This is a genomic window from Streptomyces sp. NPDC006997, assembly GCF_040635175.1.
Taxonomy (GTDB): domain Bacteria; phylum Actinomycetota; class Actinomycetes; order Streptomycetales; family Streptomycetaceae; genus Streptomyces.
In genome coordinates, this window is sequence record NZ_JBEYHH010000021.1 from 60226 (window position 1) to 74137 (window position 13912).

A 13912-nucleotide genomic window follows, 5' to 3' on the forward strand; every position below is an offset into this window, starting at 1 on the left:
CGGTCGGGGTGGGGTCAGCGGCGCGGGGTGACCGGCAGCGACTCCAGGCCGCGCAGCATCATCGTGTCGCGCCAGCGCAGGTCGCGCTCCTGGCCGGCCAGGGTCATCCCGGGGAAGCGGGCGAGGAGCGCGGTGAGCGCGGTCTCGGCCTCCAGCTTGCCGAGCAGGGCCCCGAGACAGCGGTGGATGCCACCGCCGAAGGCGAGGTGGCCCGCGTCCCGGCGGTCGAGGACGAGGCGGTCGGGGTCCTCGAAGCGCGCCGGGTCGCGGTTGGCCGCGCCGAGGGACAGCAGCACGAACTCGTCCTCCGGGATCTCCACCCCGCCGACGTCCACCGGCTCGGTGGTGAAGCGGGTGGTGGCCATGCAGATCGGGGAGTCGTAGCGCAGGAACTCCTCGACCGCCCCGGGCATCCGGGTGGCATCGGCGCGCAGCCAGGCGGCCTGGCCGGGATCGCGCAGCAGCGCGAGGCAGGAGGTGCCCAGCAGGTTCACGGTGGTCTCGTGCCCGCCGATCAGCAGCAGGGCGACCATGCCCACGATCTCGTCGTCCGTCAGCTCCCCGCGCTCGCGGGCCGCCAGCAGGTCGGTGAGCAGATCGGCGGGACGGTCGTCGCGGCGGAGCCGCCGGTCGGCGAGGGCCAGGACGTACGCGCCCATCTCCTGGACGGCCCGCCGGAACGCCTCGTGGTCGCCCTCCCGGGTGACGATGGCGGTCGACCACGTCCGGTAGAGGTCGCGGTCCTCGCGCGGAAAGCCGAGCAGTTCGCAGACGACGAGGATCGGCAGCGGGAAGGCGAAGTCACGTATCAGGTCGACCGTGGCGGTGGTGCCGCTGGTCGTGGGTCGCGCGGCGACCGCGTCCAGCCCGTCGAGGAGTTCGCGGGTGATGCGCTCGACCATCGGCCGCATCGCCTCGACCCGCCTGCGGCTGAACGCCGCCTGGACGACGCGGCGGAGGCGGGTGTGGTCGGGCGGATCGCTGCTGAGCATGTGGGTGATCTCGGCGCCCAGGTGGACACCCTCGAACCTGCTGTCGGCCAGGGCCTGGGCGCGCCGCGCATCCTGCGCGAAGCGGCGGTCGAAGAGCGCGGCCCGGACGTCGGCGTAGCGCGGGATGATCCACAGCCGCAGGCCGCCGTCGCTGTGCAGCACGGAGACGGGGGCCGCTTCCCGCATCGCGGCCAGGGTCGGGTACGGGTCGCTGAGGAACGTCGGCGGGCTCTGGCGGGGTTCCGCCGTCTCCGGCGGCTGCTTCCGCGGTCGCTGGTCCTCCGGCCGGGGGCTGTTCGTCCGGGGTGCTGCCGTCGCTGCGGTGGCTGTGGTCATGGGGTCTTCCTGTCCTCACCGGTGCGGCCTGCGCCGCGGCGGGGTGCCGGGGGTGGCACCCCGCTACGGCACTGCCTGGGCTCACTGCACGGGCGACTTCTTCTCCGTGCAGGTGGTGCGGGTCCGTGCCGGGCGGTTCGGCCGGACCGGGACCGCCTTGCCCAGCGCGGTCTCGGGCCCCGGGTGGATGATGATCCCGCGCTCCCGCTCGGTGGCACTGAGGGGGTCGACGCGCAGTCCGTGACGCTTCATGGGATGGTCCTCTCTTCGGTTTCCTCGGTGTGGTGGACGGGGTGGTGCGAGCCGGTCCGCCCGTGCTGGCGGCGGTCGGCGGTTCTGGGGGAGGCGCGCAGCGCGTCGTCGGCGTAGCGCACCATGGCGGCCCAGGCGGCGGCGTGTCCGGCCGGGTCACGGCCCACGTCGTGTCCGCCGCCGAGCCACCGGACGCGGTGCGGGACGTCGCGGCGCCGCAGCGCGGCGAGATAGCGCTCGATCTGTTCCGGGGGGCACTTCTCGTCGTCCGCCGAGGCGGCGAGGAAGAGCGGGCCGCGTACGTGGTCCACATAGGTCATCGGGCAGGCCGCGCGATAGCGGTCCGGCACCTGCTCGGGGGTGCCGCCGAAGAGGCGGTCGTCGACCTCCCGCAGCGCTGGCGTCGTCGCCCGGTACGCCGCGGTGTAGTCGGCCACCGGGGCGACGGCCAGCCCCACGTCCCACAGCCGGGGCTGGACGCCCATCGCCAGCAGCGTCAGATAACCGCCCCAGGAGTAGCCGCACAGGCCGGTACGGCCCGGCTCCGAGACTCCCGCGTCGATGAGGTGGCCGCGCACCGCGGCGAGGTCTTCGAGCTGCGCGAGGCCGACCCGGTGGCCGAAGTCGTCCCGCCAGCGGGGGCCGTAGCCGGTCGAGCCCCGGTAGTTGGCGCGCACCACGGCGAACCCGGCCCGGACCAGGGCCTCGGTCCGGGCGTCGTAGGCGTCCCGGTCGTGGGTGTGGGGCCCGCCGTGGACGAGGAAGACCGTCGGCCAGGGGCGGTGGGGGCCCGGCCCGCGGCCGGGCGGGGTGGCCACGAAGCTGTGGATGCGCCCGTACGGCCGGGGTGTCCACAGCTCACGGCGGCTGGACCCGGTCGTCGCGGCGTGCGACGTGCGGCGTGCGGCTGTCGTGGAGTGGCCGGAAAGGCTGGAGTGGCCGGGGCTACCGGAACGGCCGGAGCCACCGGGATGGCCGGAGCCACCGGAGCGACCTGACTGTTCCGGGTGTCCCTGGCCTGTCTGGCCTGCCTGGCCTGCCTGCCTTTCCTCGCCCTCCCGGCTTTCCTCGCCGTCCTGGCTTTCCTCGCCCTCCCGGCTTTCCGAGTTCTCCGCGTGGCAGGTCAGCGGCCGGGGCGGTTCCCCGTCGCGGCTCCACAGGCAGTGGACCGTGCCGTCGGGTGCGCAGGAGAAGTCGATGATCGTGCCCTCGGGTGTGGGAAGCACCGTCGTCGTCCCGCGGTCGAGGTCGGCGCGGAGCAGGCGGCTGCGTCCCGCCCGGTCCTGCTGGACCAGCGCCGTGCGGCCGGGACCGTACCAGCAGGCGGTGATCTCCGTGTCGAAGTCGAGGGCGGAGCCGGGGCCGTGTGTGCGGAGCCCTTCGCCCTGCCGCCAGCAGGCCAGGGTGTAGCGGCCCGCGCGTTCGAGGACGAGCAGCAGTTCGGGGCGTGCGGTGGTGAGGTCGGGGCGGAAACCCAGCGCCCACACCGCGCCGCCGTCGCCATCCCCCGTCTCGCCGGGGATGGTGTCCACGAGGGCGCCGGAGGCCGGGGACCACAGCCGGACCGCGGCCGGTCCGGTCGGGTGCCCTGCGGTGGCCAGCAGTCGGCCGCCGGGGGCCAGGTCCACCACGGCCGCGTAGCCGGGCTCGTCGGCCACCAGGCGGGCGTGCTCGCCCGGGCGGCCGAGGTAGTACCGCGAGCGGTCCGCGACCCCGACGCCGACGGCGGCGAGGCCGCTCCGAGCGTCGAAGGCCAGGCCGTGCATCCGCCCGACGGGTACGCCGTCGAGCGCCGGGCGCGGGTGCCCGCCCTCGAACGGCACACGCAGCCAGCGGCCCTGACCGCCGGGGTCGGCGTCGAACCACCACAGGCCGTGGCCGTCCGGCTCGATGGCGGCGGTCTCCGCACCCAGCGGCGCGGTGGTCGCCTGGCGGCGCTGACCCGTCGTCAGGTCCCAGGTCACGATCTGCGGGAGACCGTCCACGTACCGGGTCTCGACCGCTCGCCGTCCGTCGCGGGCCGCGAAGGACGGGACGTGCACCGCCGGTCCGATACCGCCGCTCATCGCCGTCCCTCCCTCCGCTGGTGTCCGCTTCCGCCGCCGGTGGCCCCGGCTGTGCTGGGCTCCGACGGCCCTCACACTGCCGGACCAGCGGGCGGCGTGGCAGGGAAGAAAGCGCAGCGGCACCGGCAGTGAGCCACTGCCGGTCCTTCCCTGGCGGCGGACGGCGGGACGGCGACAGGGTGCGGGGGCGACTGAATGGCCCGGACCCATCGAAGAGAGAGGGGCGACTCGATGACGATCGCGGCGGCCCGACACGGCGCGACCCCCGTCCCACCTGGCGGAGCGCCGAACGGCACAGCGGGTGGCAGGCCGAGCCGTACGCTGGCGGCGGTCTACGTCGCGGGCGCGGTGACGGCGTTGGGCACCCAGATGACCCTGCTCGCGCTGCCCTGGCTGGTGCTGGAGACCACCGGCTCGGCCACCCGGGCGGGCCTGGTCTTCGCGGCCCAGGTGCTGCCCATGGCGCTGTTCGGCTTCGCGAGCGGGGAGGTCATCCAGCGCCTGGGCGCCCGCCGCACCATGGTCGTCTCCGATCTCGCCCGCGCCCCGGTGGTGGCGCTGATCCCGCTGCTCCAGGCCCTGGGCGCGCTCAACCTGGCCGTCCTGGTGGCGATCGTCACGGCGCTCGGGACGCTGGCCGTTCCGTACCACGCGGCGCAGCGGGTGCTGGCGATGGAACTGCTGAGCCCGCACGCCCGCTCGCTGGCCCGCGCCAACAGCGCGCTGGAAGGTGTGCAGAACGGCTCGGCGTTCGCCGGACCGGCGCTCGCCGGCGCGCTGATCCCGCTGGTGGGGACCACGTCGGTGGTGTGGCTGGACGCGGCCTCGTTCGCGTTCTCCGGGTTGCTGCTGCTGCGCCGGGTCCCGGCGGGGCGTGCCGGGGCGGGAGGGCCCGGGGCCGGGCCGCGCGGGCTGTGGGCGGGGGTGCGGCACCTGTGCGGCGACTGGTTCCTGAGGCGGGCGATGCTGTCCACGGTGGTGTTCGGGCTGATGCTGCGGACCCTGATGATCACCATGCCGGTGCTGGCGTTCGTCCGGTACGAGGGGGACGCCAGGGTCGGCGGCCTGCTGATCGCCGCCCTGGGCGCGGGTGGCCTGGCGGGCTCGGTGACCGCCTATGTGCTGGCGGCCCGGGTCGCCCCCGTACGACTCGCCTGTACGGCCCTGGTCCTCGTCGCCCTGCCCCTGTGGGCGCTCCTGGTACCCGTGCCGGCCAGCGTGCTCGTCGTCGCCGTCGGCCTGTCGTCGGCCGCCGCGCCCCTGGCGAACGCGCCGCTGATGGGCCTGCTCTCCGCCCGGCTGCCGGACGGCTTCGGGCCCAAGGTGCTCCAGGCCGTGGTCACGATCAGCACCCTGGCCGGACCGCTGGGCTTCCTCACCGCGGGCGCCGCGCTGGACCGGGCCGGTGTCGCGGCGACGCTGTGGGGCGTCGCCGCGCTCGCCACGTTCGGCAGCGGCAACCTGATCCTGGCGCTGCGCCGCCTCCGGGCCACCGGGGGCCCGGACTGACCTGGTCTTCCGAGCGGACCTCCGGTCGACGAGGGTCACGCGGCGGCGGAGTTCACCGGAAGTCCTCCTCGCGGTACTCGGCGTCCGAGCCCGCCGCCGTGGCCTCGCGCAGTTCGATGCGGCGGATCTTGCCGGAGACGGTCTTGGGCAGCGGGGCGAACTCCAGCCGCCGGACGCGCTTGTACGGCGCCAGGGTCTCGCGCGAGTGCTCGAAGATCACCTTGGCGGTGTCGGGGCCGGGCTCCCAGCCCTCCGCGAGGACGACGTACGCCTTGGGTACGGCGAGGCGCAGCTCGTCCGGCGCGGGGACGACGGCGGCCTCCGCGACCGCCTCGTGCTCCAGCAGGGCGCTCTCCAGCTCGAAGGGGCTGATCTTGTAGTCGGACGCCTTGAAGACGTCGTCGCTGCGCCCGATGTAGGTGAGGTACCCGTCCTCGTCGCGGGAGGCGACGTCGCCGGTGCGGTAGTAGCCGTCCGCCATGGCCTCCGCCGTGCGCTCCGGGTCGCCGTGGTAGCCGGTCATCAGGCCGACGGGGCGGGCGGCGAGGTCGAGCGCGATCTCGCCCTCGGTGGCGCCGGGCGCGCCGGTGGCGGGGTCGAGGAGTTCCACCCGGTAGCCGGGGCTGGGGCGGCCCATGGAGCCGGTCTTCAGGGGCTGGCCGGGGCTGTTGGAGACCTGCACGGCGGTCTCGGTCTGGCCGAAGCCGTCCCGGATGGTGACGCCCCAGGCCCGCCGGACCTGCTCGATGACCTCGGGGTTGAGCGGCTCACCGGCGGCGACGGCCTCGCGCGGCGGGGTGCGCAGCTGGCTCAGGTCGGCCTGGATGAGCATCCGCCACACGGTCGGCGGGGCGCAGAACGTGGTGACGCCCGCGCGGTCCATCTCGGCCATCAGGCGGGCGGCGTCGAAGCGGGTGTAGTTGTGCAGGAAGACCGTCGCCTCCGCGTTCCACGGCGCGAACAGGTTGGACCAGGCGTGCTTGGCCCAGCCGGGCGAGGAGATGTTCAGGTGTACGTCTCCGGGCCTGAGGCCGATCCAGTACATGGTCGCCAGGTGCCCGACGGGGTAGGAGGCGTGGGTGTGCTCGACGAGTTTGGGGCGGGCGGTGGTGCCGGAGGTGAAGTACAGCATCAGGGGGTCGGCGGCGCTGGTGGGGCCGTCGGGGGTGAACCCGGCGGGCGCGGCGTACGCCTCCTCGTACGGCTCCCAGCCCACGGGGGCGCCGCCGACGGAGATCCGGGTGTAGTCGCCGGGGACGTCGGCGAACTTGCCGGTGTCGGCGTGCCGTACGACGGCGTGCCGGACGGCGCCCCGGTCGACGCGGTCGCGCAGGTCGGCGGGGCCGAGCAGCGGGGTGGCCGGGATGACGACCGCGCGCAGCTTCATCGCGGCGAGCGCGAGCTCCCACAGCTCCGCCTGGTTGCCCAGCATCACCAGCACCCGGTCCCCGGCGCGCACCCCGAGCCCACGCAGCCAGCGCGCGACCCGGTCGGAGCGGTCGGACAGCTCGGCGAAGGACCGCAGCGTCTCGGTGCCGTCCTCCTCGACGATGTGCAGGGCGGTGCGGTCGTTGCCGTCCGCGACGGCGTCGAACCAGTCGAGCGCCCAGTTGAACCGTTCGGGGCGGGGCCAGGTGAAGCCCTCGTAGGCGGCGGCGTAGTCCGCGCGGTGTTCCAGCAGGAAGTCCCGTGCTCTGCGGAACTCCTCCGTGGGTGTCGTCATCTGTCCTCCTAGGTACCGGACCATTGCCGGGCGGCTCTGGGACATCGTGTAATCCGTGATGCCGGTCTTACCACCCCCGAACGGGGGGAAGCGCGGTGCGGCGGGCGGCGCGGTGGGTGCGAAGGGCGCGGGAAGGACGAGCACGTGGCAAGGGAGCCGGGCGGCACGGTGGAGGGGACGGCGGGCGGATCCCCGTGGGGGACGGCGCTCGGGGCGACGGACGGACCGGCGCTCGGGGCGACGGACGGACCGGTGCTCGGGGCGGCGGACGGGGCCGCGCTGCGGCCCGACCTGCGTTCCGCGATGCGCGGGTCGGGCGCCCGGACCCGGGGTGCGGCGGTCGTCGCGGCGCGCCGGGCGGGGGTGCTGCCGTAACTCTTCCCGTTATTCGACCGATGGCCGGAGAATTTCGCTCCGCTCAGCCGGTGTACTCGGCCCCTGTTATTAGCCTCACCACCTCCGCCCTCCGAATTTCAACGTTCGGTTGCCTAGAATTTGGCCGACCACACACACGGAGGGAGCGGTGACCGTGCGACGGGACTTCCAGGAGTCTGGCCGACGCCGCCCCGACCTGGTCATCGGCCGGGAGGAGCTGTTCACGGCCGCGCGTGAGCAGCTCGGCCGAGGCGGCAGCGTCCTGCTGCACGGCCCGGCCGGAATAGGAAAGTCGCATGTGCTGCGGGCATTGGCGGCGGAATACGGGGAGGGCGCCCGGACCGTGTTGCGGTGCTCGGCGACCGAGTCCGAATCCCATCTGCCGTTCCTGGCGCTGGCCGATCTGCTCGGTCTGGTCCTCGGCGAGGTGGCCGGGAAGCTGCCCCCCGCGCAGCGCACCGCGCTGGAGTCGGCGCTCACCGGCCGTGGCGAGTCCACGCTCCAGCGTGACGGCCTCGCCCTGCGGCTCGCGGTGCTGTCGGCGCTGCGCGCCCTCGCCGCCGACGGGCCCGTCCTGCTGGTCGCCGACGACCTCCAGTGGCTGGACCCGGCCAGCGCCGAACTCCTCGGCTTCGCCGCCCGCCGCCTGGGCGACACCCCGGTGCGGATGCTGTGCGCGGTCCGCACCGAGGGCCAGGAGTACGACCGCCACCTGCGCGCCTCCCCGCCGGACACGCTCGCGCTGCGGCTCGGCCCGCTGACCCGGGCCCAGGTGTCCGGGCTGCTGGAGCAGCGCGGCTACGGCGGGCTGTCCCGCTCCACCGTCCGGGACATCCACCGCACCAGCGGCGGCAACCCGCTGTTCGCCCTCGAACTGGGCCGGGCGCTCGCCGAGAGCCCCACGCCGCCGCGGCCCGGTGAGCCGCTGCCGGTGCCGACCTCGCTGCGGGCGCTGGTCCTCAGCCGCCTCCAGATGCTGCCGCCGGGTGCCCGGCACACCCTGCTGGTCGCCAGCGCGGGCGCCCGCCCCACCCTGGCCCTGCTGCACGCCGCCGGGCGGGAGGACGCCGAGGCGGAGACCGCCCGCGCGGCGGAGCTGGGGCTGCTGGCGACGGAGCCGGAGGGTCCCGCCGTACGGTTCGCGCACCCGCTGATCTCGGCCGCGCTGTACGCCGAGGCGACCGGGCAGCAGCGCCGGGCCGCGCACGCCGCGCTGTCCCGCGCCGCCTCCGACCCGATCGAACGCGCCCGGCACCTGGCGCTGGCCACCACCGGCGCCGACCCCGAGGTGGCCGCCCGGCTCGCCGAGGCCGCCGCGCTGGCCCGGGACCGCGGGGCGCCCTCGGTCGCCGCGTCGCTGGGCCTGCTCGCGGCCCGGCACACCCCGGCGCACGGCGTGCCGGGACCCGACGGGCGCAGGCTCCAGGCCGCCGAGGACGCGCTGCTCGCCGGCGAGGTGGACCTGGCGCGGGACATCGCCCACGAGGTGCTCACCCGGGCCACCGCCTCCGCCGAGCGGGTGGGCGCCTGGATGGTCGTCATCGAGGCCGCCGGACAGGCGCTCGGCGAGGTCGACGCCGTCTTCCCGCAGGCCCTCGCGGACGCGGGCGACGACCCGCGGCTGCTGGCGCCGGTCCACTACCAGCTGGCGTGGCGCGGGCTGATGGTCGAGGGCGACTTCGCGGAGGCCCGGCACGAGGCCGCGCACGCCGCCGAGCTGGCCGCCCGCGGCGGCGACCGGCGCACCGAGCTGCTGGCGCTGGCCTTCCAGGCGCAGACGGAGACCCTGATGGGCCACCCGGACGCGCCCCTGACGATCAAACGGGCGCTGCGCGAACCGCAGGACCCGCAGGTGGCCTGCCACCACAACGGCGCCGGCGCCGCCCGGTTCCGCTGGCTGCTGATGGGCGACCAGCTCACCGAGGCCCGCACCACCGTCACCGCGCTGCTGCGGGAGGTGCGGCGGCGCGGCATGGTCGAGTCCGAGGTGCACTTCCTGCGTTTCCTCGCCGACACCGAACTGCGCTCCGGACACTGCGGCCGGGCCCTCGACCTGGCCCGCGAGGGGCTCAGACTCGCCCGGGACTGCGGGATCGGCGAGGGCGCGTCCGCGATGCTGACCTCGCTGGCGGAGGCCGGGGGCGGGGACGCCGGGCGGGCGCTGACGCTGGCCCAGGAGGCGGTGTCGCACGCCGAGGAGGACGGCGACACGGTGTACCTGTCGCGGGCGCTGGCGGCGCTCGGGCACGCCCAGCTGGTCGCGCGGGACGCGGTCGGCGCGGCCCGGTCGCTGCGCCGGGTCCGGGTCCTTGAGGTGGGACTCGGGGTGACCGACCCGGCGCGCGGGCGGTGGCAGGGCGACCTCGCGGAGGCGCTGGTGCGGATCGGGGAGACCGGGGAGGCGCAGGACGTCATCGACGTCACGCGTGAGCAGGCGCTGCGGCTGGACCGGGAGAGCGTGCTGGCCGTCCTGGACCGGGCCGAGGCGCTGGTGCGCGCCGCGCACGGCGACGTCGACGCGGCGCTGGCGCAGCTGACGTCGGTTCAGGACCGGCTCGCCAAGCTGGGGTACGGCCTGGAGGAGGCGCGGGCCGCGTTCGAACTGGCGCGGCTGCGCGCCCTGCGGCCGGGTGCGGTGCCGTCGTCGTACGAGGAGGCGGCGCGGCTGTTCCGGCGGTGCCGGGCGCTGCCGTGGCTGCGGCAGGTGGACGCGGCCGTCGCCGCGGGCACGCCGGAGCCGGTGGCGCCGCCGCCCGCGCCCGCGCCGCCCGCCGTGCTGGAGGGCCTGGCGGCGATGGAGCGCCAGGTCGCGGCGCTGGTGATGGAGGGCGCCACCAACCGGGAGATCGCGGCGCGGCTGTTCATCAGCGTGAAGACGGTCGAGGCCACCCTCACCCGGGTCTACCGCAAGCTGGGCATACGCTCCCGGGTGGACCTGGTCCGGCTGGCGGCGGGCCGCCAGCCGCGCTGACCACAACGAAGGTTTGCCGTCCGGGACCGAGGGTTTTCCCTGCCAACTCCCCTCCCCTTCTAGGGGGTTCCCTCATTGGGTGCGCGCTGACGGCGGCCTTAGCGTAAGGGACGTGCCGCTCGCCCGGGCCTGCACCCCGGGCGACCCCCCACCGGCCACCGAGGAGATCCATGTCCGGGCTCGACAGCGCCAGGAACACCGTCGGACGCGAGGCGGTGACGGCGCTCGCCACCGCCGCCCCGCGTCTGCCGGGTGCGCGCCCCCTCCCCCGGCACGGCACGCCACCCACAGCTCGCCTCCAGACCGGTCAGTCACCGGCCCCAGGCTCCTGAGTACCCCTCAGGTGAAATACCAGGGGGCGTTGCGGGCCTCCACGAGCGGCCCGCAGCGCCCCCTCTCCATGCCGTCGCCCCCGCCGTCTCAGCGCTCGACGACGGTCCCGAAGCGCACGTCGTACGGCTCCCCGGGGCGCAGCACCCCCAGCATCCGCTCCGCCTCCGCGGTGACCGCCGCGCGCTGTACGGCGGTCAGGCGGCCGAACGGCTCGATGACGAGGGCGTCGTCGCGCGACCGCCACACGCCCGCGAGGAAGCCGTCGACGAGGAACGTGGGGTAGGCCACGTTGCCCTGCCAGGTGCGGCCCCGGTACTCGGCGGGCACGACACGGGTCCGGTCGGCGTGGGACAGCAGCAGGTTGTCGAACTCGGGCAGCAGCCGGGGCGGCGCCTCCGCGTCCGGGTCGGGGCGCGGCGCGTCGGGCAGGTCGAGGAGTTCGGTGCCGTGCTCGTCGCGGAAGGTGAGCAGTTCGGGGCGGAGCCGTTCGAAGGCGGGCCGCAGCCGGGTCAGTCCCGACCAGGTCTGCATGTCCTTCACGGACGCCGGGCCGAACGCGGCGAGGTAGCGCCGTACGACGTCCTCCGGGGCGGGCGCGGGCTCGGCGGGGCGGCCCAGCCAGTGCTCGACGGTGGTGAGCGCGACCTGGCCGCTCCGGCCCCAGAGTCCGCGCGGGGTGACCTGGACGAGCGGCAGCGCGCAGCGGGCGGCGACGGCGAGGGACCGCGGGTCGGCGTCCGGCCACTCGGCGCCCAGCGCCTCCCGCAGCTGCCCCATGGTGCGCGGCCCGGCCTCCACGAGGTCCCGGGCGAGCCCCGCGAGCCGGTCGAGGTCGACGCCGGTGAGCCCCTTGCGGAAGAGGTTGATCTCCCGGTCCCGGGCGGGCTGCACCAGGGGCCGCAGGGTGAGGGCGTCGTCGGCGGTGTGGGTGTGGATGGTCGACCGCAGGGTGACGATCCGGACGACGGCGCGGTCGGCCATCAGCCGGGACAGCTCCTCCGGCCGGAACCCCTCCAGGCGGGCGGCGAGCGCGTGGTACGGGGGCCGCACGTTCTGAGCCTGGAGCCCGAGCAGATGCCCGACGGCGTCCAGCGCGGTACGCCGCGCGGGGCGCAGCAGCAGTTGGCGGGCGAGGGTGGCTCGGTTGAGGGCACGGGTGCTGAGCAGGGGCGCCGCCGGGGCCGTCTTCGTCATGCTCCGCACGCTAGCGCGGATGGCGGACAGTTCCTGACCTATATGCGGCAAGGGCGGGGCGCGGCTCGGACACCCCCGTCGTACGTTTCGCCCCGTATATCCTGCTCGTTGATCACCCTGACGTCGGCCCCCACCGGAAGGCAGCCGTGATGCCCGAGCGACGTGACCGTCCCGGCGCGAAGAGCGTCCTGAGGCCGGGCTGGCGGCGGTCGCGGCCCGCGGAGCGGCCCCCGCGGCAGGCTCCCCCGGCGCCGCCCGAGGCACCGCCCGAGCCGTCGCCGCCGGAGCCGGTCAGCGTCGTGGAGGCCGCCCTGTACCGGGAGGGCGTCCGCGTCTCCTCCCCGGGCACCCTCGCGGAGACCTACCGTGAGCTGCGCGAGCACCCCGCCGGCATGGCGTGGATCGGGCTCGCCCGCCCCACCGACGTCGAACTGCTCTCGCTGGCCGCCGAGTTCGACCTGCACCCGCTCGCGGTGGAGGACGCGATGGAGGCCCACCAGCGCCCGAAGCTGGAACGCTACGGCGACACCCTCTTCGTCGTGCTGCGCGCCGCCCGCTACCTCGACGCCCCCGAGGAGGTCGACTTCGGCGAGCTGCACGTCTTCGTCGGCCCGGACTTCGTGCTCACGGTGCGGCACGGCGGCGCCCCCGACCTGTCCGCCGTGCGCCACCGCATGGAGGAGACCCCGGAGTTGCTGCGCCTCGGTCCCGAGGCGGTGCTGTACGCCATCCTGGACGCGGTGGTCGACGGCTACGCGCCGGTCGTCGAGGGCGTCCAGAACGACATCGACGAGATCGAGACCGAGGTCTTCCGCGGCGACCCCGAGGTCTCCCGCCGCATCTACGAACTCTCCCGCGAGATGGTGGAGTTCCAGCGCTCCACGCGCCCCCTGGTCGGCATGTTGCACGGCCTGATGGCGGGTTTCGCCAAGTACGGCACCGACGAGGAGCTCCAGCGCTACCTGCGGGACGTCGCCGACCACGTCACGCACACCAGCGAACGCGTCGACGGCTTCCGGCAGGCCCTCACCGACATCCTGACCGTCAACGCGACCCTGGTGACCCAGCAGCAGAACGCGGAGATGCGGGCGCTGGCGGAGGCGGGGTTCGCGCAGAACGAGGAGCTGAAGAAGATCTCGGCCTGGGCGGCGATCCTCTTCGCGCCGACCCTGGTCGGCACGATCTACGGCATGAACTTCGACCACATGCCCGAACTGCACTGGCTGTTCGGCTACCCCTTCGCGATCGCCCTGATGGGGGTGGTCTGCGTCAGCCTGTACGTCGTCTTCAAACGGCGCGGCTGGCTGTAGGCGCCCGGAGGCCGACCGGCGCCCCACGGGCGCGGACGCCCGCGCCGGAGCCGGGGATCAGCTCCGCCGGGGCAGGTCACCGGAGCAGGTGGCGCGGCCGAACTCGCCCGCCGCCGTGGCGCCCTGGACGTGCCTGCCACGGACGGCGACGGCACAGCGGGCCTCGCCGCCCTGCTCGCCGAGGGTGATGGAGACGACCGCCTCCCGGCCCAGGGGCACGTCGACGGTCTTGCGCCACGGCAAGGTGGCGGACCTGACGACCACCGCCTTACCGGACTCGCTGCGGGCCTGGTAGGTGATGTCGGCGGTGCCGGTGCCGGTCACCTCGTAGGTCACCGCGGCGGTGGGGACCTTGCGCTCCGGCTCGTCGTCGTCCCCGCCGGTTCCGGCCGTGATCCCGTAGCCGACGAGCACCGCGCACGCGGCGAGTACCCCCCCGGCGATCTTCAGCCCCGAGCGGTCGGGCCGCCCGGCTGGGGACCTGGACCCGTCGGGCCCGGATGAGGGCTCCGACTCGGGCTCGGGCCCCGTCGCCGTCCGTTCCGTGACGTCCATGGGAATTTCCCCTCCGCATAGCAATTCGCCCCGTCTCCGGGCGACGACCGGGGGCTTTATACCTGACGCCGACACCCGCCCGCCACTGTGCGGACAATTCAGACAACGCATTGCCGTTTTGCCGCCAACTGCCTGGACAGTCTCATCGATTGACTTGGCATCAGTCAGCTGACTAAGAATTCCGGCGTCATTCCCCTGGCATTTTCCTGGCACCAGGGACACGTCTGGGGAACGGCATTTTCAGCCAGGTTCCAAGATAAAGGTTTGGCGTGAGACCCAGACTGGGAAGCGTTACG

General features: G+C 74.7%; 10 protein-coding genes and 1 pseudogene. 5 read left to right on the top strand and 6 right to left on the bottom strand.

Annotated features, from left to right (window positions below; all coding sequences use genetic code 11):
• Nucleotides 1–14: 14 nt before the first annotated feature.
• The 3 genes from ABZ659_RS21800 to ABZ659_RS21810 form a co-directional block, all read right to left on the bottom strand.
• Entirely contained in the window at nt 15–1328 is a 1314-nt protein-coding gene (locus tag ABZ659_RS21800) for a cytochrome P450 (RefSeq protein ID WP_360222482.1), read from the bottom strand.
• Nucleotides 1329–1409: 81 nt separating this feature from the next.
• A complete protein-coding gene (locus tag ABZ659_RS21805) occupies nt 1410–1580 on the bottom strand; it encodes a hypothetical protein (RefSeq protein ID WP_360222485.1) in 171 nt (56 codons plus the stop codon).
• Nucleotides 1577–3646, bottom strand: a complete 2070-nt coding sequence (locus tag ABZ659_RS21810) for a prolyl oligopeptidase family serine peptidase (protein WP_360222488.1) — start codon at nt 3644–3646, stop codon at nt 1577–1579. Before ABZ659_RS21810 ends, ABZ659_RS21805 begins: the two co-directional genes overlap by 4 nt.
• 231 nt (nt 3647–3877) lie before the next feature.
• Here ABZ659_RS21810 and ABZ659_RS21815 point away from each other — a divergent pair, with 231 nt between their 5' ends.
• Complete coding sequence (locus ABZ659_RS21815; RefSeq protein WP_360222491.1) at nt 3878–5155, top strand: MFS transporter; 1278 nt, start codon at nt 3878–3880, stop codon at nt 5153–5155.
• Between the two features lie 52 nt (nt 5156–5207).
• On the opposite strand, the gene ABZ659_RS21820 is transcribed toward ABZ659_RS21815, so the two are convergent.
• Nucleotides 5208–6878 carry an AMP-binding protein gene (locus tag ABZ659_RS21820; protein ID WP_360222494.1) on the bottom strand — a complete coding sequence of 557 codons (1671 nt, stop codon included), beginning with the start codon at nt 6876–6878 and terminating at the stop codon, nt 5208–5210.
• 291 nt (nt 6879–7169) lie between these two features.
• Here ABZ659_RS21820 and ABZ659_RS21825 point away from each other — a divergent pair.
• The 3 genes and pseudogenes from ABZ659_RS21825 to ABZ659_RS21835 form a co-directional block, all read left to right on the top strand.
• Nucleotides 7170–7253 (top strand): annotated as a pseudogene (locus tag ABZ659_RS21825) (helix-turn-helix transcriptional regulator); the annotation flags it as partial.
• Nucleotides 7254–7401: 148 nt separating this feature from the next.
• Entirely contained in the window at nt 7402–10224 is a 2823-nt protein-coding gene (locus ABZ659_RS21830; RefSeq protein WP_360222497.1) for a LuxR family transcriptional regulator, read from the top strand.
• A gap of 170 nt (nt 10225–10394) precedes the next feature.
• Entirely contained in the window at nt 10395–10556 is a 162-nt protein-coding gene (locus tag ABZ659_RS21835; protein WP_360222500.1) for a hypothetical protein, read from the top strand.
• Nucleotides 10557–10644: 88 nt separating this feature from the next.
• On the opposite strand, the gene ABZ659_RS21840 is transcribed toward ABZ659_RS21835, so the two are convergent.
• The gene (locus ABZ659_RS21840; RefSeq protein ID WP_360222503.1) at nt 10645–11751 is read right to left on the bottom strand and encodes a winged helix DNA-binding domain-containing protein; all 1107 of its coding nucleotides are present in this window, start codon (nt 11749–11751) and stop codon (nt 10645–10647) included.
• Between the two features lie 149 nt (nt 11752–11900).
• Here ABZ659_RS21840 and ABZ659_RS21845 point away from each other — a divergent pair, with 149 nt between their 5' ends.
• On the top strand, nt 11901–13061 hold the full coding sequence (locus tag ABZ659_RS21845) for a magnesium and cobalt transport protein CorA (protein ID WP_360222506.1): 1161 nt from the start codon (nt 11901–11903) through the stop codon (nt 13059–13061).
• A gap of 57 nt (nt 13062–13118) precedes the next feature.
• Here ABZ659_RS21845 and ABZ659_RS21850 read toward each other — a convergent pair whose 3' ends face one another.
• Entirely contained in the window at nt 13119–13616 is a 498-nt protein-coding gene (locus tag ABZ659_RS21850) for a hypothetical protein (RefSeq protein WP_360222509.1), read from the bottom strand.
• Nucleotides 13617–13912: the final 296 nt, after the last annotated feature.